The sequence below is a fragment of the Micromonospora wenchangensis genome, assembly GCF_002210435.1.
GTDB lineage: Bacteria > Actinomycetota > Actinomycetes > Mycobacteriales > Micromonosporaceae > Micromonospora > Micromonospora wenchangensis.
Window position 1 is genome coordinate 1 of record NZ_MZMV01000091.1, and the last position, 21538, is coordinate 21538.

The window sequence follows — 21538 nt, forward strand, 5'->3', positions numbered from 1 at the left end:
GGCCCAGGTGGCGGCGGCGCTGCGGGAGGCGCTGGCGCTGGCCGACGCGGCCGACCGGGAGGCCGCCGGCCGGCTGGCCGAGCTGACCGGGGCGGCCCGCACCGGCTGGGTGGAGCGGCCGCCTCCGGGCCGGCCCGCCGACGATGCCACCCCGGCGGCGGTCCGCGCCTGGTGGGACGGCCTCACCCCGGCCCAGCGGCGCTGGCTGGTGCTGCACGAACCGGCCCGGACCGGCCGGCGCGACGGGGTGCCGGCGGCGGCCCGGGACCAGGCGAACCGGCTGCTCCTGGCCGGGCACCGGGAGGCCCTGCTGGCCGAACGCCGGGCGGCGTCGGCCGGCCGGTCGGCCGGGCGCACCGGGCTGCGCCGGATCGACCGGGCGCTGGCCACCCTGGACCGGCTCGCCGGGCGGCTCGCCGCGACGACGGGACCCCGGCCGTACCTGCTCGGGCTCGACCCGCGCGGCGACGGCCGGGCGATCGTCGCGCTGGGCAACCCGGACCGGGCCCGCCGGGTGCTGACCTACGTGCCGGGGATGACCAGCGACCTCGCCGACGTCCCCGGCGAGCTGGGCCGGGCCGCCCGGGTACAGGACCGGTGCACCGCCCTCGCCCCCGGCGAGGAGACGGCGGCGGTGCTCTGGCTGGACTACGACGCCCCCGACTTCCTGCCCGAGGCGTCCTCACCGGCCCAGGCCCGGGACGCCGGGCCCGGCCTGCACCGCTTCCAGGAGGGGCTACGCGCCACCCACGACGGGCCGGCGGCCCGGCAGACCGTGCTGGGGCACAGCTACGGCTCGCTGGTGGTGGGCAGCGCCGCCCGCGACCACGGGTTGGCCGCCGACGCGCTGGCCTTCGTCGGGTCACCGGGGGTGGGGGTGGACCGGGCCGGGGCGCTCGGCCTGCCACCGGGGCAGGTCTGGTCGAGCACCGCCGGCGACGACGTGATCCGGCTGGTCGAGCCGCCCCGCGACCTGGCCGGCCGGGCGGTGCTGGCCACCTCGCCGCTGGCCAGCGTCGCCTTGCTGCTCCGCCCGGACGACCACCGGCTGTGGTTCGGGCACGACCCGAGCGATCCGGGCTTCGGCGGCCGGACCTTCCCCAGCAGCCGGGGCGGCCACACCGGCTACTGGGAGCCCGACAATCCCGCCCTGGACGGGATGGCCCGGATCGTGCTCGGCCGGTGAACGACGTCCTACTCGACGGTGACCGACTTCGCCAGGTTGCGCGGCTGGTCCACGTCGTGCCCCCGGGCGGCGGCGATCTCGGCCGCGAACACCTGCAACGGCACGGTGGTGACCAGCGGAGCGAGCAGGGTCGGCGTACGCGGCACGTAGATCAGGTGGTCGGCGTAGCGGACCACCGCCTCGTCGCCCTCCTCGGCGATCACGATGGTCCGGGCGCCCCGGGCCCGCACCTCCTGGATGTTGGAGACGACCTTGTCGTGCAGCATCCCCCGGCCGACCGGCGACGGCACCACGCAGATCACCGGGGTGCCCTTGTCGATCAGGGCGATCGGCCCGTGCTTCAGCTCACCGGCGGCGAACCCCTCGGCGTGCATGTACGCCAGCTCCTTGAGCTTGAGGGCACCCTCCAGGGCCACCGGGTAGCCGACGTGCCGGCCGATGAACAGCACCGTCGGCTCCGACTTCAGCTCCCGGGCCAGCTCCCGCACCGGCTCGATCCGGCCCAGCAGCTCCCGCAGCTTGCCCGGCATCTCCTGGAGCTGGGCCACCACCGCGCCGACCTCGTCGGCGAACTTGATCCCGCGTACCTGGGCCAGGTGCAGGCCGATCAGGTAGCAGGCGACCAGCTGGGTGAGGAACGCCTTGGTCGAGGCGACGGCGATCTCCGGGCCGCCGTGGGTGTAGAGCACCGCGTCGGACTCGCGCGGAATGGTGGAGCCGTTGGTGTTGCAGATGGCCAGCACCCGGGCCTTCTGCTCCTTGGCGTGCCGCAACGCCATCAGGGTGTCCATCGTCTCGCCGGACTGCGAGATCACCACGATCAGGGTGGACCGGTCGAGCACCGGGTCGCGGTAGCGGAACTCGCTGGCCAGTTCCACCTCGCACGGGATGCGGGTCCAGTGCTCGATGGCGTACTTGGCGACCATGCCCGAGTGGTACGCGGTGCCGCACGCCACGATGAAGATCTTGTCGACGTCGCGCAGGTCCTGGTCGCTGAGACGGACCTCGTCGAGGGCGATCTCCCCGGTCTCGGTGAGCCGGCCGAGCAGGGTGTCCGCGATGGCCTGCGGCTGCTCCTCGATCTCCTTGAGCATGAACCAGTCGTAGCCACCCTTCTCGGCGGCCGAGGAGTCCCAGTCGATGTGGAAGTCCTTGCCGGTGGCAGGCTGGCCGTCGAAGTCGGTGATCTCGATGCTGTCGGCGGTGATCAGGACGATCTGGTCCTGCCCCAGCTCGACCGCCTCGCGGGTGTGCTCGATGAACGCCGCCACGTCACTGGCCAGGTAGTTCTCCCCCTCGCCCCGGCCGACCACCAGCGGCGAGTTGCGCCGGGCGCCGACCACCGCACCCGGGATGGCCGCATCGACGGCGAGCAGGGTGAACGCGCCCTCCAACCGGCGGCACACCACCCGCATCGCGGCGGCGAGCAGTTGCGGGCCGTCGGTGCCACCGGCCGCCCGCAGCTCGGCGAGCGCGTGGGAGAGCAGGTGGGCGGCGCACTCGGTGTCGGTGTCGCTGGCGAACTGGACGCCGTCGTCCTCCAGCTCGGCGCGGAGCTTGGCGAAGTTCTCGATGATGCCGTTGTGGATCACGGCGACCCGGCCGTCGGGGGCCAGGTGCGGGTGGGCGTTGCGGTCGGTCGGGCCGCCGTGGGTGGCCCACCGGGTGTGGCCGATGCCGGTGGTCCCGTCGCCGATGCCGACCGGGCTGGCGGCGCAGTCGTCGGGGTTGGTGGCGGCCCGCTCGGAGAGGACCTTCTCCAGGTTGGCCAGCTTGCCGGCCTTCTTCTCGGTGAGCAGCTCGTCGTCGCAGACGATCGCGACCCCGGCCGAGTCGTATCCCCGGTATTCCAGTCGCCGCAGTCCGTCGAGCACGATGCCGAGCGCCGGGCGCGCGCCGGCGTAACCCACGATTCCACACATGGTTCGCAGCCTAACCCAGTTTCGCTCACCCCGTGTGCGCGGAAGCCGGGCAAACGATCACCGAATTTGAGCGATCGGGCGGTGACGGGCGGCAACCGGACGACCGGCGCACCCGTCCGGACGTACGGGGTTGCGGGTGGCCCGTCAGGTACGACAGTCTCTCGGCGACCCCTGGAACGTCCCTGGGACGGCCCGCACGCCCCCTTCCTCCCTTCCGTCCCCGGAGCAGCCATGTCCGACACACCACCCCCCAGCGATCCCGCGCCCCCGTCCGGCGATCCCGCTCCGGCGTCCGCCGACTCCACCCCGGCCGCCGGCGATCCCGCTCCGGCGGTCGGCGACCCGACACCTCAGGCATCCGGCGACCCGGCCCCCGCGCCCACCGGCGCCCCGGGCCCGTCCGCCTGGGCCCCGCCGGACCCGTTCGCGGTCCCGCAGCCCTGGGCGGCCCCAGCCCCCTGGGCCCACGGATCGGCACCCGACCCGACCGCCGCCCCCTACCCCGGCCCGGCCGGCCCGACGTCTCCCTACCCGCACGGTCCGGCCTTCCCCGGCCCGACCGGGTCGACTCTTCCCGGCACACCGGCTGATCCGTCGGCCGCGCCCGCCGATCCGTCCGGCACGCCCGTCACTCCGGGCGACTGGTCCACCGGGAGCCCCGGCGGTCCCCCGCCCGCCGGTTGGGCCGGCGCGGTCCCGGGAGGCTGGCCCGGCGTACCCGGAGCACCACCCGGCCCCGGCTGGCCCGGTAGCGACCGGCCCGACCCGACCCCCGGCGCCGCCTGGCCCGCCGGCCCACCCGCAGTCCCCGGCGGGCCACCCACCGGCTGGCCCGGCGGACCGCCCGGTCACGGCTGGCCGCCGCCGGGTTATCCACCGCCGTTCGCCCACCCCGGGTACCCGCCACCCGGCGGGCGCACCTCCACCGGGGCCGGCGCGGTGGTGGGCATCGTGGTCGCGGTGGTCGTGGTGCTCGCCCTCGTCGGCTGCGCCTGCTTCTGCGGCGGCGGGGCCCTGCTGGGCGGGACCGGGCCGGACACGGCGACCGAGGACCCCTACGGTCGCGGGTACTACGACGACGAACCCGAGCCGAGCTGGAGCCCGCCGCAGCCGTTCCAGCCGTCCGCACCGGCCACCCGGCCGGCCGACGGCCCCGGCCGGTACCCGGTGACCTACGAGGTGACCGGCACCGGCCCGGTGGACCTCCAGTTCTACGACGGGGACGGCTACTTCATCCAGCAGGAGAAGGTACGGCTGCCCTGGCGGATGGAGCTGCGTACCGACGATCCGAACCGGGTGCTGGTCAGCGCCGCCCGCTCCGACGGCAACCCGGGCGGGTTCCGGTGCGCCACCACCGTCGGCGGCCGACCCCGGGTCACCGACGTGGCCGGTCCGGACGACTGGCGGGTGCAGTGCCACGCCAACCCGATCCGCTGACCACGACGGACCACCGGCGGCAGCCCGGAGCGGTGGAAGACGCCGGCTCGACACCGCCGGCCGGATCAGTGGCGGAAAGCGGTGACGAGCCCTGGTGGCAGGGGCGGTCGCGGGCCGTAGGCTGACGGGCGTGACGACGCCTACCGATGTCGACCCGCTGGTGGCCCGGATGCGTCCGTTCGGGACGACAGTCTTCGCGGAGATGTCCGCGCTCGCCGTCCGGACCGGTGCGGTCAACCTGGGCCAGGGCTTCCCCGACACCGACGGGCCGCCGGAGATGCTGGCCGCCGCCGCCGAGGCGCTGCGCTCCGGGCACAACCAGTACCCGCCCGGTCCGGGGGTGCCCGTGCTGCGCCGGGCCGTCGCCGAGCACCAGCTCCGCTTCCACGGCCTGACGTACGACCCGGACGGCGAGGTGGTCGTCACCGCCGGGGCCACCGAGGCGATCGCCGCCAGCATCCTCGCGCTCTGCGAACCGGGCGACGAGGTGATCTGCTTCGAGCCGTACTACGACTCGTACGCGGCGTCGATCGCCCTGGCCGGGGCGGTACGGCGGCCGGTGACGCTGCGCCCCGGCGACGACGGCCGGTACGCCTTCGATCCGGACGAGCTGCGGGCCGCGTTCGGGCCGCGTACCCGGCTGGTGCTGCTGAACTCGCCGCACAATCCGACCGGGAAGGTCTTCACCGCACCGGAGCTGGCCCTCGTCGCCGACCTCTGCCGGGAACACGACGTGTACGCGGTCACCGACGAGGTGTACGAGCACCTCGTCTTCACCGACGCCGCCGCCGCGCACCTGCCGCTGGCCACCCTGCCGGGGATGTGGGAACGCACCCTGCGCATCTCGTCGGCCGGCAAGACCTTCTCCTGCACCGGCTGGAAGGTGGGCTGGGTCAGCGGGCCCGCCGCGCTGGTCTCGGCGGTGCTGCGGGTCAAGCAGTTCCTCACCTACGTCAACGCGGGGCCGCTGCAACCGGCGGTCGCCGTGGCGCTGGCCCTGCCCGACGACTACTACACCGGTTTCCGCGACAGCCTCCAACGGCAGCGGGACCTGCTGATCGGCGGCCTGACCGACGCCGGTTTCGCGGTGCTCACCCCGGAGGGGACGTACTTCGTCACCGCCGACATCACCGGCCTCGGCGGGCGGGACGGGTTGGAGTTCTGCCGTTCCCTGCCGGAACGCTGCGGCGTGGTGGCGGTGCCCACCCAGGTCTTCTACGACGACGCCGAAGCCGGCCGCCGGCTGGTCCGGTTCGCCTTCTGCAAGCGCCCCGAGGTGCTGACCGAGGCCGTCACCCGGCTACGCGGACTGGCCGCCACACGCTGACCACCGGGGCCGGCGGGCGGGAGGCCCGAGGCCGCTCAGCCGGCGGGGCTGGCGGTGCGGACCTGGGCGGCGATCCGTTCGGCCACCGACCGGGCGGCCTCCTCGGTGCCGGCCTCGACCATCACCCGGACCAACGGTTCGGTGCCCGACGGGCGCAGCAGCACCCGGCCGGTCTCCCCCAGCTCGGCTTCGGCCCGTTCGACCTCGGCCGCGACGGCGGGCGCGGTGGCACCGACGGTGCGGTCCCCGACCGGCACGTTGATCAGCACCTGCGGCAGCTTGGTGACCACCGAGGCCAGCTCGGCCAGGGACCGGCCGGTGGCGGCCATCCGGGCCATCAAATGCAGGCCGGTGAGTACCCCGTCGCCGGTGGTGGCGTGCGCGGGCATGACGAGGTGTCCGCTCTGCTCGCCGCCGAGGGCGAGGCCGGAGGCGCGCAACTCCTCCAGCACGTACCGGTCGCCGACCTTGGTCTCGACCAGCCGGATGCCCTGCGCGGACATGGCCAGCCGCAGGCCGAGGTTGCTCATCACGGTGGCGACCAGGGTGTCCCGGGTCAGCTCGCCGGCGTCGCGCAGGGCCAGCGCGAGGATCGCCATCAGTTCGTCGCCGTCGACCTCCTCACCGCTGGCGTCGACCGCGACGCAGCGGTCGGCGTCGCCGTCGTGGGCGAGGCCCAGGTGCGCGCCGTGCTCGACCACGGCGGCCCGCAGGCCGTCGAGGTGGTTGGAACCGCACTCGTCGTTGATGTTGAGACCGTCCGGCTCGGCGTGGATCGCGATCACCTCGGCACCGGCCTCCCGGTAGGCCACCGGGGCGACCTCGGCGGCGGCGCCGTTGGCGCAGTCGACCACCACCTTGATCCCGTCGAGGCGGTGCGGCACGGTGCCGACGAGGTGCTGCACGTAGTGGTCGGCACCGTCGAGCAGGTCGTGCACCCGGCCGACGCCGGCACCGGCGGGGCGGTCCCAGGCGGTGGTGGCGTTGGCCTCGACGGCGGCCTCGATCCGCAGCTCGATCTCGTCGGGCAGCTTGTGCCCGCCGGCGGCGAAGAGTTTGATCCCGTTGTCCGGCATGGGGTTGTGCGAGGCGGAGAGCATCACTCCCAGGTCGGCCTTGGCCTCGGCGGTCAGGAACGCCACGGCGGGGGTGGGCAGCACGCCGACCCGGACGACGCTGGCCCCGGCGCTGGTGAGGCCGGCGACCACGGCGGCCTCCAGCATCTCGCCGCTGGCCCGGGTGTCCCGTCCGACGACGGCCAGCGGCGGGTGGCTGCGGTCCGACTCGGCCAGTGTGTGGGCGGCGGCCACGGCCACCGCGAGCGCCAGTTCCGGGGTGAGGTCGACGTTCGCCCGCCCGCGTACGCCGTCCGTGCCGAACAACCGACCCATACCCGCCAACCTCCGGTGCTACTTCGATGAGTGGAGAAAGCGGAACGGCCGGGCCACCTCCCCGGTGAGGGAGGCGGACCCGGCCGTCCGTCAGAAGTACAACGCGCTGTAGGTGATCAGCGCTTCGAGTACTGAGGCGCCTTACGGGCCTTCTTGAGACCGTACTTCTTGCTCTCCTTGACCCGGGCGTCCCGGGTGAGGAAGCCGGCCTTCTTCAGGGCCGGGCGGTCGTCCGGCTCGCTGACGATCAGCGCGCGGGCGATGGCCAGCCGCAGCGCACCGGCCTGGCCGGTGGTGCCGCCGCCCCGCAGGTTGGCGATCACGTCGAACGCCTCGGGCTTCTCGGCGGTGACCAGCGGGTCCTTGATGAGCTGCTGGTGCACCTTGCTCGGGAAGTAGGCCTCCAGGTCGCGACCGTTGCAGGTGATCTTGCCGCTGCCGGGGACGATGCGGACCCGGACGATGGCCTCCTTGCGGCGGCCGACGGTCTGGATCGGGCGGTCACCACGCGGCGCGCGGGCGACGGGCGCGGGGGCCTCGGTGGCCTCGGGGGCGACCTCGGTCTCGGTGATGTCGGTCATGCTGTTTCCTTCGCCCTCGCTCACTGCGCGATCTGCTTGATCTCGAACGGCACCGGCTGCTGCGCCAGGTGCGGGTGCTCGGCACCGGCGTAGACCTTCAGCTTCTTGATCAGCTGACGGCCCAGCTTGTTGTGCGGGAGCATGCCCTTCACGGCCAGCTCGATCGCCCGCTCGGGCCGCTTGGTCAGCAGCTCCTCGTAGCCGACCTGCTTGAGGCCACCCGGGTAACCGGAGTGCCGGTAGGCGACCTTGGTCTGCCGCTTGTTGCCGGTCAGCGCCACCTTGCCCGCGTTCACGATGACGACGAAGTCGCCCGTGTCGACGTGCGGCGCGAAAGTCGGCTTGTGCTTGCCGCGCAGCAGCGTGGCGGCGTGGGTGGCCAGGCGGCCCAGCACGACATCAGAGGCGTCGATAACGTGCCACTGACGCTCGATCTCACCCGGCTTCGGGCTGTACGTACGCACAGGTCTACCTTGTCTCGTCGTCGGTCTGGGGTCGCGCGCCGAGGTGACCAGAGGCTTCCCGGCCGGACCAGCGCGCACGAACGACCAAGCGTACCTGAGCGGCACGCCTCTGGATGTCGTACAACAGCAGGCAACGATACCCGCCGCCCCGTCGGCTGGTCAAAACGGGGGGTCGACCGGCGTGGCCTGCGATTTCTTCGCATGACCAGGGTCACACTCCGGTGAGCCTACCCGGGCCGGGGCGCAGGTACACCGTCCAGGTCACCAGGAAGCAGAGCGCGTACCACCCGATGAAGGCCAGATAGGCGGCCTCCGCGTTGCCGGAGGAGAGGAAGGACTGCCGGAAGGCCACGTTCACCAGCACCCCGCCCGAGGCGCCGACCGCACCGGCGATCCCGATCAGGGCCCCGGAGAGCCGCCGGGCCCGGCGCTGCGCGGCGACCGGGTCACCGGTCAGCTCCGCCTCGGCCGCCGCGCGGGCCCGGAAGATCGCCGGGATCATCTTGTACGTGGACCCGTTGCCGATACCGGAGAAGACGAACAGCGACAGGAACCCGGCCAGGTAGAGCGGGAACGACAGCTCCCGGGCGGCGTAGAGCACCAGGCTGGCGCCGACGGCCATCGCGACGAAGTTCCAGAAGGTCACCCGGGCCCCGCCGAGCCGGTCGGCGAGCTGCCCGCCGACCGGGCGGATCAGCGAACCGATCAGCGGCCCGAGAAAGGTCAGCCAGGCCGCGTCGACCGGGGTGGGGAAGCGCTCGGCGAACTGGAGCTGGAGCACCTGACCGAAGGCGAAGCCGAAGCCGATGAACGAGCCGAAGGTGCCCACGTACAGCAGGGACATCACCCAGGTGTGCCGGTCGCGGGCGGCCTCGCGCAGCGCGCCGGGCTCGTTGTGGGCGTCCGGGATGTTGTCCAGCCAGCGGGCGGCGGCGAGCGCGGCCAGCACGATCAGCGGCAGGTAGACCGCCGGCACCAGCCGGGGGTACGCGGCCCCGGCGGTGGCCAGCACCGCCAGCCCGACCAGTTGCACCGCCGGTACGCCGAGGTTGCCGCCGCCGGCGTTGAGCCCGAGCGCGCGGCCCTTGAGCCGGTCGGGGAAGAACAGGTTGATGTTCGCCATCGACGAGGCGAAGTTGCCCCCGCCGACCCCGGTCAGGCAGGCCAGCACCATCAGCGTGGTGTAGGACACCCCGGGCTCCAGCAGCACCGTCATCGGCACCGCCGGCACGAGCAGCAGCAGCGCGCTGACGATGGTCCAGTTCCGACCGCCGAAGCGGGCCACGGCCAGGGTGTACGGCAGCCGCAGCACCGCGCCCAGCGCGGCCGGCACGGCGGTGAGCAGGAACTTGCCCGCCGGGTCGATGCCGTACGCCGGGCCGAGGAAGAGCACGGTGACCGACCAGAGGCTCCACACCGAGAAGCCGACGTGCTCGGCGAAGATCGACACCCAGAGGTTACGGCGGGCGATCGGCGCTCCGGTCGTCCGCCAGAAGGTGGGGTCCTCGGGACGCCAGTCGTCGAGCCGGTGCCGGCGTCCGCCGCCCCGGGCGGGCGGGTCGACGGCGGGCGACGGGTCGGTCTCCGGCGGTGCGTCGGTGGCGGCCGGCGGGTCGACTGCGGAGTTGCTGCTGCTGGCGAGCGAGCTCACGACGATTCCTCCTCATCGATGTGAGGAGGATGTTAGGCAGAGCCGGTTTCCCGGTGGTGGCCCGGTTGGGTCGTTCCGGAAACGGGAATCGCACGTCGCCCGGTGACCTGCGGTGAGGCGGTCAGAGTTCCTGGAGAATGCGCAGCGCGCGGGTCACCCGCTGCATGGTCTCGGTGTCGGCGACGTCCACGCACTCGGTGAACCACTTCTTCATCGGCGCGGACAGCCGGTCGGGCATGACCACGTTGCCGCCCATCGGCACGGCGAGCGGGGAGTCGCGCAGCAGCGCGGTCTCGACCACCTCGGCGACGATCACGATCGGTACGTCGGTGGAGTTGTAGACGTCGGAGCTGATCACCAGGCCGAGCCGTTCCCGGGCGCCCTCGATGCGCCAGACCTCTCCCCTACGCAGCACGCGGGCGACCACCGAAGAGCACGTCGGCGACCATCCCCACCTCACTGGCGTCGGCGAGGGCGGCGGATTCCAGGTCGAGCCCGGCCCGGCCGACCGCCTCGGCGTGCGCGGTGAAGACCTCCCGCAGGGCCTTCTCCCGGGCGGCCTGGTCCATCCAGGCGGAGAGGGACAGCCCCTCCCGCTTGGCGAACCGGCGGGCCTCCTCGATCGTCTCGTCCGAGAACGAGAGGGTCACCTTGGCAGTCATGCCGCCGATCCTACTCCCGGTATGACTTCGGGTCATCCCCACGTTCCGGCCACCGCCGGGCAGAGCACGCCCGGCCGGACCGCCCCGGGTCAGGCCGGCCGGTGTCCGCCGAAGACGGCGAACCGCCACGCCTTGTAGAAGCAGTCCACGTCGACCAGGCCGGCGTCGGCCAACCACCGGCACTGGTCGGCCACCGACGCCGGGCGGTCGTGCCGCATCCGCTCCCGGGCGGCGGCGATCTCGTCGGCGTCGGAGCCCCGGGCGGCGGTCTGCGCCAGCCAGACGTCGTCGTACCGGCGGTCCAGGGCCGGGGCGGGGCCGGCCACCTGCTCGGCGTTGACGAACACCCCGCCGGGGACGAGCGCGCCGGCCGCCCGCCGGTAGAGGGCACGCTTGCCGTCGTCGTCGAGGTGGTGCACGGCCAGCGCGGAGACCACCGCGTCGTACCGGCCGGCGGGCAGCGGGTCGGCCAGGTCGGCCACGACGGTGCGGTGCGCCACCCCCCGGGCGGTCAGGCCGTCGGCGGCCACCGCGAGCATCCGCGCGGCCCCGTCGACCAGCGTCACCCGCACCCCGGGCAGCGCCGCGGTGAGCAGCAGCGAGAGCAGCCCGGTGCCGGCGCCCAGGTCGAGCACCTCGGGGGTACGGCCGGCGGCGAGCGCGGCCCGCAGCGGTGGGGCGGCCACCTCGACGGCGGTGCCGTAGAAGTCGTCGAAGCAGGGGACGAGCCGGCGGCGGGCCTGATCGTAGGAGCCCGCCACCGCATCGAAGGCCGCCGTCACGTCCACGATCCACCTCTCTCACATGCTAGGAAACTTGTCTCAAATTATAGACCCCACGGTCCGGTCCGGTGCCCCCGTGCGGTGTGAACCGCTCTTGACAGGACCGAAACAGAAGGGACCCCAGTCGGAAACCGGCCGGCGGCACGCTTTGCGGACATGACAGACGGTGCACGCGCCGCGACACGAACGGGGCGGCCGCCCCGGGAGGCGGAAACGCACTGCCCGTACTGCGCGCTCCAGTGCGGCATGGTCCTGCGGGACACCGACGACGGCCGGATCGAGGTCCAACCCCGACAGTTCCCCACCAACCGGGGCGGGCTGTGCCAGAAGGGCTGGACCGCCGCCGACCTGCTCGACCACCCCGACCGGTTGACCACCCCGCTGGTCCGCGACCCGTCCGGCACCCTGCGCCCGGCCAGCTGGGCGGCCGCGCTGGACCGGATCGTCGACGGGCTGCGCACCGTCCAGCGGGCCCACGGGCGGGACGCGGTCGCCGTCTTCGGCGGCGGCGGGCTCACCAACGAGAAGGCGTACGCCCTCGGCAAGTTCGCCCGGGTGGCGCTGCGGACCCGGCACATCGACTACAACGGCCGGTGGTGCATGTCCTCCGCCGCGGCCGCCGGGCTGCGCGCCTTCGGCGTCGACCGGGGGCTGCCGTTCCCGCTGACCGACCTGGGCCGCACCGACACCCTGCTGCTGGTCGGGGCGAACCCGGCCGAGACCATGCCGCCGCTGATGCGCCACCTGACCGAGCAGCGGGCCCGGGGCGGCCGGCTGATCGTGGTCGACCCCCGGCTCACCGCCACCGCCCGGCAGGCCGACCTGCACCTGCAACCCCTGCCCGGCACCGACCTCGCGGTCGCCAACGCGCTGCTGCACGTCGCGCTCACCGAGGGGCTGATCGACCGGGAGTACGTCGCCGCCCGCACCGAGGGCTTCGACGCGGTACGCCGTACCGTCGCCGAGTACTGGCCGGCCGAGGTGGAACGGCTCTCCGGCGTACCGGTGGCCGACCTGGAGGCGACCGCCCGTGCGCTCGGCACCGCCGGTTCGGCGATCATCCTCACCGCCCGGGGCGCCGAACAGCACGCCAAGGGCGTCGACACGGTCAGCGCCTACGTCAACCTCGCCCTCGCCCTCGGCCTGCCCGGCCGCCCGCACTCCGGGTACGGCTGCCTCACCGGTCAGGGCAACGGCCAGGGTGGACGCGAGCACGGCCAGAAGGCCGACCAGCTCCCCGGCTACCGGAAGATCGACGATCCGGCCGCCCGCGCGCACGTCGCCGGGGTCTGGGGCGTCGACCCGGCCGAGCTGCCCGGCCCCGGGGTGCCCGCCTACCAGTTGCTCGACTCGCTCGGCACCCCCGACGGCCCCCGCGCACTGCTGGTCTTCGGCTCCAACCCGGTGGTCTCCGCGCCCCGGGCCGCCCGGGTCGAGTCCCGGCTGCGCGGGCTGGACCTGCTGGTGGTGGCCGATTTCCTGCGCTCCGAGACGGCCGAACTGGCCGACGTGGTGCTCCCGGTGGCCCAGTGGGCCGAGGAGGACGGCACGATGACCAATCTGGAGGGTCGGGTGCTGCGCCGCCGCGCGCTGCGCCGACCGCCCGCCGGCGTCCGCACCGACCTGGACGTCCTCGCCGACCTCGCGGCCCGCCTCGACGCCCCCGACCCGGTGCCGGTCGGCCCCGGTGCCGGCCCGGCGGTGCCGGCGGGCGGTCCCGTCCCGGGGGACACCCCGGACCGCTTCCCCACCGACCCGAGGGTCGTCTTCGCCGAGCTGCGCCGGGCCTCCGCCGGTGGCGTCGCCGACTACGCCGGGGTGACCTGGGAGCGGATCGAATCGGCCGACGGGGTCTTCTGGCCGTGTCCCGACCCGGACGGACCGGACTCCCCCCGGCTGTTCGCCGACACCTTCCCCACCCCGACCGGCCGGGCCCGGTTCCACGCCGTCCGGCACCGGCCGGCTGCCGAGCCGGTCTGCGCCGACTATCCGCTGCACTTCACCACCGGGCGGGTGCTCGCCCAGTACCAGTCCGGCACGCAGACCCGACGGGTCGACGCGCTGCGCCGGGCCGCCCCGCACGGCTTCGTCGAGCTGCACCCCGACCTGGCCGCCCGGCTCGGCGTCGGCGACGGCGACGAGGTACGGGTCGCCTCCCGCCGGGGTGAGCTGCGGGCGCCGGCCCGGCTCAGCCCGACCATCCGGCCGGACACCGTCTTCGCCCCGTTCCACTGGCCCGGGGCGGCCCGCGCCAACTCGGTCACCAACGACGCCCTCGACCCGGTCTCCGGGATGCCCGAGTTCAAGATCTGCGCGGTCCGGGTGGAACGGGCATGACCGGCCACATCGTGATCGTCGGGTACGGCATGGCCGGCGCCCGGCTCGCCACCGAACTGCACGCCCGCAACGGGGACCGCAAGGTCACCGTGCTCGGGGCGGAACCGCACCGGGCGTACAACCGGATCATGCTGTCCACGCTGCTCGCCGGCAAGATCGACGAGCCCGACGTGGAGCTGGCCGAGGTCGCCGGGCAGGGCACCGACGTGCGGACCGGTGCGCCGGTCACCGCGATCGACCGGGCTGCCCGCACGGTGCGCACCCCCGACGGCGACCTCGTCGACTACGACCACCTGGTCCTCGCCACCGGCAGCCGGGCGGTGGTGCCCCCGCTGGCCGGCCTCGACCCGGCCGCCCTGCCGCCCCGGGTGGCCGTCTTCCGCACCCTGGCCGACTGCCGCCGCATCCTCGCCACCGCCCGGTCGGCGCGCACCGCGCTGGTGCTCGGCGGGGGGCTGCTCGGCCTGGAGGCGGCGCGCGGGCTGGCCGCCCGGGGGCTCGCGGTGACCGTGGTCCACCCCCACCCGTACCTGATGGAACGGCAGCTCGACCCGGCCGCCGGCGCGGTGCTCGCCGGCACGCTGGCCGGGCTCGGCGTCGCCAGCCGGCTGGGCGTCCCGGCGACCGGGCTGGCCGCCGACCCCGACGGGGTCCGGCTCGACCTGGCCGACGGCACCGCCCTGCACGCCGACCTGCTGGTGCTCTCCTGCGGGGTCCGTCCCGACACCGACCTGGCCGCCGCCGCCGGGCTGGCCGTCGACCGGGGGGTGCTGGTCGACGACCGGCTGCGCACCGACGACGAGGCCATCTCGGCCATCGGCGACTGCGCCCGCCCACCCGGCCAGGGCCCGGCCGGGCTGGTCGCGCCCGCCTGGGCGCAGGCCCGGGTGGTGGCCCGGCTGCTCACCGGCGAGGACCCTACTGCCCGCTACCGGCCCCGGCCGGTGGTGACCCGGCTCAAGGCCGCCGGGATCGACCTGGCCGCGATGGGCGACCCCACCGGCGGCCCCGGCGAGGAGCTGACGTTCAGCGACCCGGCCCGGGGGACGTACGCCCGGCTGCGCATCCACCAGGACCGGCTCACCGGGGCGATCCTGCTCGGCGACAACCCCTCGGTCGGCACGGTGGTGCAGCTCTTCGACCGGGGTGCCCCGGTCCCCGGCGACCGGCGGGCGCTGCTGCTCGGCCGGTCGCTCGGCAACGCCCCGGCGGCGCCCGCCGCGTCCCCGGCGCTGATGCCGGACGCGGCGACCGTCTGCCAGTGCAACGACGTCGACAAGGGCACCCTGGTCCGCTGCTGGCGGGAAGGCGCCCGGACGGTCGACGAGATGGTCGCCGCGACCCGGGCCGGAACCGGCTGCGGTGGCTGCCGGCAGGCCGTCGGCGGCATCGCCGACTGGCTGTCCGAGGCGGACTCGGTGGGGACGCCCCGATGACCGTGATGACACCACGAGGAGGTGACCCGATGACCGGTGGACGTTTGGTCGTCGTCGGCAACGGCATGGTCGGGCAGCGGTTCGTCGAGGCGCTGCGCGCCCGCGACCACGACCGGCGCTGGCAGGTGACGGTGCTCGCCGAGGAATCCCGCCCGGCGTACGACCGGGTCCGGCTGTCCGCGTTCTTCGACGGGGTCACCGCCGAGGAACTGAACCTGCACACCCCCGACGACGGGGTGGAGCTGCGCCTCGGCGAGCCGGTCACCGGAATCGACCGCCACCGGCGGGTGGTGACCACCCCCACCGGGGAGCACCCGTACGACGCTCTGGTGCTGGCCACCGGGTCGTACCCGTTCGTCCCGCCGGTGACCGGCACCGACCTGCCCGGCGTCTTCGTCTACCGCACCCTGGACGACCTGGAGGCGATCCGGGAGCACGCCCGGGGCCGGTCGACCGGGGCGGTGATCGGCGGTGGCCTGCTCGGGCTGGAGGCCGCCAACGCGCTGCGCCTGCTGGGGCTGCGCACCCACGTGGTCGAGTTCGCGCCCCGGCTGATGCCGGTGCAGGTCGACGAGGCGGGCGGGGCGATGCTGCGCCGCTACGTCGAGGAACTGGGCGTCACCACCCACCTCGGGGTGGGCACCACCGCGCTGCGACCCGGCCCGACCGGCACGGTCGCCGCGCTGGACCTCTCCGACGGCGGCACGGTCGACGCCGACCTGGTCGTGGTGGCCGCCGGCATCCGACCCCGCGACGAGCTGGCCCGTGCCGCCGGGCTGGCGCTCGGCCCACGCGGCGGGGTGCTTGTCGACGCGGCCTGCCGCAGCGACGACGAGCGGATCTGGGCGGTCGGCGAGTGCGCCGCCGTCGACGGCACCTGCCACGGCCTGGTCGCCCCCGGGTACGCGATGGCCGAGGTGGTGGCCGACCGGCTGCTCGGCGGCGCGGCCACCTTCCCCGGCGCGGACAGCGCCACGAAACTCAAGCTGCTCGGCGTCGACGTGGCCTCGTTCGGTGACGCCCACGGCACCACCCCCGGCTGCCTGGACGTCACGTTCACCGACCCGGCCACCCGCTCGTACGCGAAGCTGGTCCTCTCCGACGACGCGCGGACGCTGCTCGGCGGGGTGCTGGTCGGGGACGCGACCGCCTACCCGACGCTGCGGGCCAGCGTCGGCGGGCCGCTGCCCGCTCCCCCGCTGGCGCTGCTCGCCCCGGCAGGCGAGGGCGGCGGCGGGGTGACCGCGCTGCCCGGCGCGGCGCAGGTCTGCTCGTGCAACGCGGTGACCCGGGACGACATCGACGCGGCGATCGCCGGTGGGGCGTGCGACGTGCCGGCGTTGAAGGCGTGCACCCGGGCCGGGACGAGCTGCGGCTCCTGCGTGCCGATGCTCAAGCAGTTGCTCGACGCGGCCGGGGTGCAGCAGTCCACCGCCCTCTGCGAGCACTTCGACGCCAGCCGGCAGGAGTTGTTCGACATCGTCCGGGTGCGCGGCATCCGGACGTTCTCGCAGCTCGTCGCCGAGCACGGCCGGGGCCGGGGGTGCGACGTCTGCAAGCCGGTGGTGGCCTCGATCCTCGCCTCGCTGGGCACCGGGCACGTGCTCGACGGCGAGCAGGCGTCCCTGCAGGACACCAACGACCACTTCCTGGCCAACCTGCAACGCGACGGCAGCTACTCGGTGGTGCCCCGGATCCCGGGCGGCGAGATCACCCCGGACAAGCTGATCGTGATCGGTGAGGTGGCCCGCGACTTCCAGCTCTACACCAAGATCACCGGCGGGCAGCGGATCGACCTGTTCGGCGCGCGGGTCGAGCAGCTCCCGCAGATCTGGCGGCGGCTGGTCGACGCCGGCTTCGAATCCGGCCACGCGTACGGCAAGGCGCTGCGCACCGTGAAGTCCTGCGTCGGCGAGACCTGGTGCCGGTACGGGGTGCAGGACTCGGTCGGCCTGGCCGTCGCGCTGGAACTGCGCTACCGGGGGCTGCGCGCCCCGCACAAGCTCAAGTCCGCCGTCTCCGGCTGTGCCCGGGAGTGCGCCGAGGCGCGCAGCAAGGACTTCGGCATCATCGCCACCGACACCGGCTGGAACCTCTACCTCGGCGGCAACGGCGGCTTCCGGCCCCGGCACGCCGACCTGTTCGCCACCGACCTGACCACCGAGGAACTGATCACGCTGATCGACAGGTTCCTGATGTTCTACGTCCGCACCGCCGACCGGCTGCAACGCACCTCCGCCTGGATCGAGGCGATGGACGGCGGGCTGGAACACCTGCGCTCGGTGATCGTCGACGACTCGCTCGGGCTCTGCGCCGAACTCGACGCGGCGATGGCCCGGCACGTCACCTCCTACTCCGACGAGTGGCGGGACGTGCTCGACGACCCCGACCGGCTGCGCCGGTTCACCTCGTTCGTCAACGCCCCCGACGTGCCGGACCCGTCGATCACCTTCGCGGTGGAACGCGGCCAGCCGGTGCCGACCCGCGACACCCGGGCCGGCACCGCCCCGCCCGGCGGGAACGCACCACCCGACGGGGCACCCGCCCGACGTCGCCAGCCGGTCGCCCTGGGCCTGCCGGAGGTGCGGCGATGAGCGGCACCGTCACCGTCGACTGGACCCCGGTCTGCCCGCTGGACCGGCTGGAGGCCGAACGGGGCGTCGCCGCCCTCGTCGACGGCGTCCAGGTGGCGATCTTCCGGATCGACGACGAACTGTTCGCGGTGGACAACCTCGACCCGCTCAGCGGCGCGTACGTGATGTCGCGGGGCATCGTCGGCAGCCGGGGCGGGGTGCCCACCGTCGCCTCCCCCCTGCACAAGCAGGTGTACGACCTGCGAACCGGGCTCTGCCTGGACCTGCCCGGGGTGACCCTGCCCCGGTACGACGTCCGCTGCCGGGACGGCCTGGTCGAGGTGCGGCTGCGACAGGAGGAGTGATGCGGGACGAACTGGCCGGCTTCACCATCGGGGTGACCGCCGACCGGCGACGCGACGAACTGGCCGCGTTGCTGGAACGGCGCGGTGCCCGGGTGGTGCTCGCCCCGGCCCTGCGGATCGTGCCGCTGGCCGACGACACCGACCTGCGGGACGCCACCCGGGCCTGCCTGGACCGGCCACCGGACGTGCTGATGGCCAACACCGGCATCGGCATGCGCGGCTGGCTGGAAGCGGCCGAGGGCTGGGGGTTGGCCGAGCCGTTGAAGAGCGTGCTGTCCCGGGCCTACGTGGTGGCCCGGGGCCCCAAGGCACGGGGTGCGATCCGCGCCGCCGGCCTGCACGACCAGTGGTCGCCGGCCTCGGAGAGCTGCGAGGAGGTGGTGGAGCACCTGTGCCGGCGCGGGGTGGCCGGGCAGGTGATCGCCATGCAACTGCACGGCGACCGGCAACCGGAGTGCACCGAGGCGCTGGAGGCCGCCGGCGCCACCGTGATCGAGGTGCCCGTCTACCGGTGGGCACCGCCGACCGACCCGGCCCCGCTGCACCGGCTGATCGACCTGGTCGCCGGCCGGCTGGTCGACGCCGTCACCTTCACCTCCGCCCCGGCGGCGGAGGCGCTGCTGCGGGCCGCCGGTGACCGGACCGAGACGGTGCTGGCCGCGTTGCGCGGGGACGTGCTGGTCAGCTGCGTCGGCGCGGTGACCGCCGAGCCCTTGGTCCGGCGGGGGGTGCCGGTCAGTGCGCCGAGCCGCGCCCGGCTCGGCGCGCTGGTCCGCACGATCGTGGACGAACTACCCCGCCGTACCGTCACCGTGAAGGCGGCCGGGCACCTGCTGACCCTGCGCGGGCACGCCGCCGTCATCGACGGGGAACTGCGCCCGCTGGCCCCCGCACCGATGGCCGTGCTGCGGGCGCTGGCCACCCGGCCCGGCCGGGTGCTGTCCCGGACCGAACTGCTGCGCACGCTGCCCCGGGGGGCCGACGAGCACGCGGTGGAGATGGCGGTGGCCCGGCTGCGGGTGGGGCTGCGCGCACCCCGGGTGGTGCAGACCGTGGTCAAGCGCGGCTACCGGCTCCGGGTGGAGTGACCCGGACGGCCCGCCCCACCGTCACGCGGCGGGGCGGGCCCGCCCGGGTTCAGCCCACCGGGGTGGGGAAACCCCGGCCGTGCTCGGCCTGGAGCCGGATCATGGCGTGCTCCACCACCGTCACCAGCACCTGCTTGACCGATTCGCGGTCCCGGGCGTCGCACATCACCAGCGGCACGTCCGCCGAGATGGCCAACGCCTCCCGGACCTCCTCCGGCTCGTACAGGTCCGAGCCGTCGAACCGGTTCAGCGCCACCACGTACGGCAGTTTGCGGTTCTCGAAGTAGTCCAGCGGGGCGAAGGCGTCGGTGATCCGGCGGGTGTCCACCAGGACGGCGGCACCCACCGCACCCCGGATGATCTCGTCCCACATGAACCAGAACCGGGTCTGGCCCGGCGTGCCGAACAGGTACAGGATCAGGTCCTGCGCCATGGTGATCCGGCCGAAGTCCATGGCGACCGTGGTGGTCTCCTTGCCGGGCACCTTCGACGGGTCGTCGATGCCGACACCGGCGGCGGTCATCAGCGCCTCGGTGGTCAGCGGCGTGATCTCGGAGATCGCCCCGACCAGGGTCGTCTTGCCCACGCCGAAGCCACCCGCGACCACGATCTTCGCGGAGACGATTCCCCGGCTCTGGCGCGACCCGGCGGGGTCATAGCCTGCGAAGTCCACTTAGCACCCTTCCAAGGATTTCCATTCGCTCCTCGAACCCCTCGGCGGGAGCGGCAGTGTGTAGCGTGAGCAGACCGTCGGCGACCAGGTCGGCGATCAGCACCCGGGCGACGCCCAGCGGCATCCGGGTGTACGCGGCGATCTCCGCCAGCGACTGCGCCCGTCCCTCGCAGACGGTGGCGATTCGGTACTTGTCGTGTCCGGCGAAGCGGGACTCGGCCACCTGGGTCGCATTGGAGCTGAGCACCGCCTCCAGCGCGATGTCCCGGCTCGGTTCGGTGCGGCCCCGGGTGACCGCGTACGGACGTACCAGCGCTCCACGTGGGTCCCGCCTGGGGTCCATCCCTCGATCACCTCCTCCCGCCCGGGTCCGGGCCCGGATGCTTCGTCACTCGGGCCGGACGCGGTCGCGTCCGGCCCACCCACCGCCGTGGCTACGAGCGCACGGCGTCCCGGGGCAGCGGCACCAGTGCCGCGCCCACCCGCTCGACCAGCAGCGCCATCTCGTAGCCGACCTGACCCACGTCACAGCTGCGGGCGGCGAGCACCGCCATCGACGAGCCGTCGCTGATCGACATCAGGAACAGGTAGCCGCTGTCCATCTCGATCACTGTCTGCAGCACCCCGCCAGCGCTGAACATCCGGGCGGCACCCTCGGTCAGACTCACCACGCCGGAGGTGATCGCCGCGAGCTGGTCGGCCCGGTCGGCGGGCAGGTCCCGCGAGGAGGCGAGCAGCAGCCCGTCCGCGGACACCGCCACCACGTGGGCGATACCCGCCACGCTGTCGGCGAAATTGGTGAGCAGCCAACCCATGTCCTGCATGGCAGCTGGCCTGTTCATCGGTTCGTCTCCTTGGTCGAGGTGCTGTTGAGGTCCGCGCCCGCCGTGCGACCGCGCTGGACACCGCGGTGGTAGGCCGAGAGCAGGCCGCGTACTTCGTCGGGGGTACGGCGGCTGCGGTCCCGGCCGCTCTTCGGCTCGATCCCGCCGGGCACGAGCTGCGCCTGGGGCACCCGCTTGGGCAGGCCGGACCGGGTGGTGCCGGCGTTGGCCGGTTCGGCCGCCTGGCTGGCCCTGGTCCAGCCCTCGTCGGCGGCCGTCCGCCACGCGTCGGCGTCGGTGGCCGCCGGGGTCGCCGGTGCCTCGGGAGCGGCCGGCGGAGGTGTGCCGTATGCCGGCGACGCGGTGGCGGCGGGCGGCACCGGGCCGGTGGCGGCGGGCGGTACGGGACCGGTGGCGGCCGGCGCTTCCGGGGTGACCGGGGCGGCGGGCGTCACGGTCGGCGTGCCGGCGGCGGTCGGTGCGGTCGGCACCCGGGTGGGCAGCGGCGGGCGCGACGGCGGGGTCGCACCGTTCGGGCGGGCCGGGGCGGCCGGTGGTTCCTCGTCGAACCGGGGCCGGGTGAAGATCGCGGTGGCGTCGTCCCCGTGGGACCGGAACCACACCGCCTCCATCTCCCGGAAGATCGGCGAGTCGGCCGGCCGGTCCGGGCGGGCCACCACCGGCGTCGACGGGGCCGGCGGGGCGTACGAGGTGGCCGGCGCGGTGTACGGCTGCGCGGCGGGGGCGGCGTACGCGGCCGGCGGGGCGGCCGGGGCGAACGACGCGGCGGCGGCCGGGGCGAACGGGGTCGCCGCCGGTGCCCCCGCGTACGGGGCGGC

Annotated in this window: 19 protein-coding genes and 1 pseudogene; 8 read left to right on the forward strand and 12 right to left on the reverse strand. The window is 74.4% G+C overall.

Annotation, left to right across the window (positions count from 1 at the left end; translation table 11 throughout):
* A partial coding sequence (locus B5D80_RS30580) for an alpha/beta hydrolase (protein WP_144081810.1) occupies positions 1-1186 on the forward strand: 1186 nt, incomplete at its 5' end.
* Between the two features lie 8 nt (positions 1187-1194).
* On the opposite strand, the gene glmS is transcribed toward B5D80_RS30580, so the two are convergent.
* Positions 1195-3108: a glutamine--fructose-6-phosphate transaminase (isomerizing) gene (gene glmS / locus B5D80_RS30585; RefSeq protein WP_088647405.1), complete on the reverse strand. Its 1914-nt coding sequence runs from the start codon at positions 3106-3108 to the stop codon at positions 1195-1197.
* Between the two features lie 951 nt (positions 3109-4059).
* Here glmS and B5D80_RS30590 point away from each other — a divergent pair.
* Positions 4060-4545: an MmpS family transport accessory protein gene (locus B5D80_RS30590; protein WP_144081811.1), complete on the forward strand. Its 486-nt coding sequence runs from the start codon at positions 4060-4062 to the stop codon at positions 4543-4545.
* A 130-nt stretch (positions 4546-4675) separates the two neighbouring features.
* Positions 4676-5872, forward strand: a complete 1197-nt coding sequence (locus tag B5D80_RS30595) for a pyridoxal phosphate-dependent aminotransferase (RefSeq protein ID WP_088647407.1) — start codon at positions 4676-4678, stop codon at positions 5870-5872.
* A 35-nt stretch (positions 5873-5907) separates the two neighbouring features.
* Here B5D80_RS30595 and glmM read toward each other — a convergent pair whose 3' ends face one another.
* The 7 genes from glmM to B5D80_RS30630 form a co-directional block, all read right to left on the reverse strand.
* Positions 5908-7263, reverse strand: a complete 1356-nt coding sequence (glmM, locus tag B5D80_RS30600; protein WP_088647408.1) for a phosphoglucosamine mutase — start codon at positions 7261-7263, stop codon at positions 5908-5910.
* 116 nt (positions 7264-7379) lie between these two features.
* Entirely contained in the window at positions 7380-7844 is a 465-nt protein-coding gene (gene rpsI / locus B5D80_RS30605) for a 30S ribosomal protein S9 (protein ID WP_088647409.1), read from the reverse strand.
* Positions 7845-7864: 20 nt separating this feature from the next.
* Positions 7865-8308, reverse strand: coding sequence for a 50S ribosomal protein L13 (gene rplM, locus B5D80_RS30610; protein ID WP_088647410.1), 444 nt, complete (start codon positions 8306-8308; stop codon positions 7865-7867).
* Between the two features lie 211 nt (positions 8309-8519).
* Positions 8520-9959, reverse strand: a complete 1440-nt coding sequence (locus B5D80_RS30615) for a nitrate/nitrite transporter (protein ID WP_088647411.1) — start codon at positions 9957-9959, stop codon at positions 8520-8522.
* 121 nt (positions 9960-10080) lie between these two features.
* On the reverse strand, positions 10081-10386 hold the full coding sequence (locus B5D80_RS30620) for a type II toxin-antitoxin system PemK/MazF family toxin (RefSeq protein ID WP_204957730.1): 306 nt from the start codon (positions 10384-10386) through the stop codon (positions 10081-10083).
* Positions 10364-10621, reverse strand: a complete 258-nt coding sequence (locus tag B5D80_RS30625) for a DUF6364 family protein (protein WP_088647412.1) — start codon at positions 10619-10621, stop codon at positions 10364-10366. Before B5D80_RS30625 ends, B5D80_RS30620 begins: the two co-directional genes overlap by 23 nt.
* Before the next feature lie 89 nt (positions 10622-10710).
* A complete protein-coding gene (locus B5D80_RS30630) occupies positions 10711-11409 on the reverse strand; it encodes a class I SAM-dependent methyltransferase (RefSeq protein WP_088647413.1) in 699 nt (232 codons plus the stop codon).
* A gap of 150 nt (positions 11410-11559) precedes the next feature.
* Here B5D80_RS30630 and B5D80_RS30635 point away from each other — a divergent pair, with 150 nt between their 5' ends.
* Genes B5D80_RS30635 through B5D80_RS30655 form a run of 5 tightly spaced genes read left to right on the forward strand, consistent with a single transcriptional unit; the run spans position 11560 to position 19202 of the window.
* Positions 11560-13740: a molybdopterin oxidoreductase family protein gene (locus B5D80_RS30635; protein WP_088647414.1), complete on the forward strand. Its 2181-nt coding sequence runs from the start codon at positions 11560-11562 to the stop codon at positions 13738-13740.
* A complete protein-coding gene (locus B5D80_RS30640; protein WP_088647415.1) occupies positions 13737-15176 on the forward strand; it encodes an FAD-dependent oxidoreductase in 1440 nt (479 codons plus the stop codon). Before B5D80_RS30635 ends, B5D80_RS30640 begins: the two co-directional genes overlap by 4 nt.
* Before the next feature lie 29 nt (positions 15177-15205).
* Complete coding sequence (nirB, locus tag B5D80_RS30645) at positions 15206-17770, forward strand: nitrite reductase large subunit NirB (protein WP_088647416.1); 2565 nt, start codon at positions 15206-15208, stop codon at positions 17768-17770.
* Positions 17767-18114, forward strand: a complete 348-nt coding sequence (nirD, locus tag B5D80_RS30650; RefSeq protein WP_088647417.1) for a nitrite reductase small subunit NirD — start codon at positions 17767-17769, stop codon at positions 18112-18114. Before nirB ends, nirD begins: the two co-directional genes overlap by 4 nt.
* Positions 18114-19202, forward strand: coding sequence for a uroporphyrinogen-III synthase (locus tag B5D80_RS30655; RefSeq protein WP_088647418.1), 1089 nt, complete (start codon positions 18114-18116; stop codon positions 19200-19202). Before nirD ends, B5D80_RS30655 begins: the two co-directional genes overlap by 1 nt.
* Before the next feature lie 49 nt (positions 19203-19251).
* Here B5D80_RS30655 and B5D80_RS30660 read toward each other — a convergent pair whose 3' ends face one another.
* The 4 genes and pseudogenes from B5D80_RS30660 to B5D80_RS30675 form a co-directional block, all read right to left on the reverse strand.
* Complete coding sequence (locus tag B5D80_RS30660; protein ID WP_088647419.1) at positions 19252-19875, reverse strand: GTP-binding protein; 624 nt, start codon at positions 19873-19875, stop codon at positions 19252-19254.
* The gene (locus B5D80_RS30665; RefSeq protein WP_088647420.1) at positions 19856-20218 is read right to left on the reverse strand and encodes a DUF742 domain-containing protein; all 363 of its coding nucleotides are present in this window, start codon (positions 20216-20218) and stop codon (positions 19856-19858) included. The genes B5D80_RS30660 and B5D80_RS30665 overlap by 20 nt, the downstream gene beginning before the upstream one ends.
* Positions 20219-20309: 91 nt before the next feature.
* Positions 20310-20717 (reverse strand): roadblock/LC7 domain-containing protein, encoded by a 408-nt coding sequence (locus tag B5D80_RS30670; protein ID WP_030329975.1) that lies wholly within the window; start codon positions 20715-20717, stop codon positions 20310-20312.
* Positions 20714-21538 (reverse strand): annotated as a pseudogene (locus B5D80_RS30675) (ATPase); the annotation flags it as partial. The pseudogene B5D80_RS30675 and the gene B5D80_RS30670, both read right to left, overlap by 4 nt.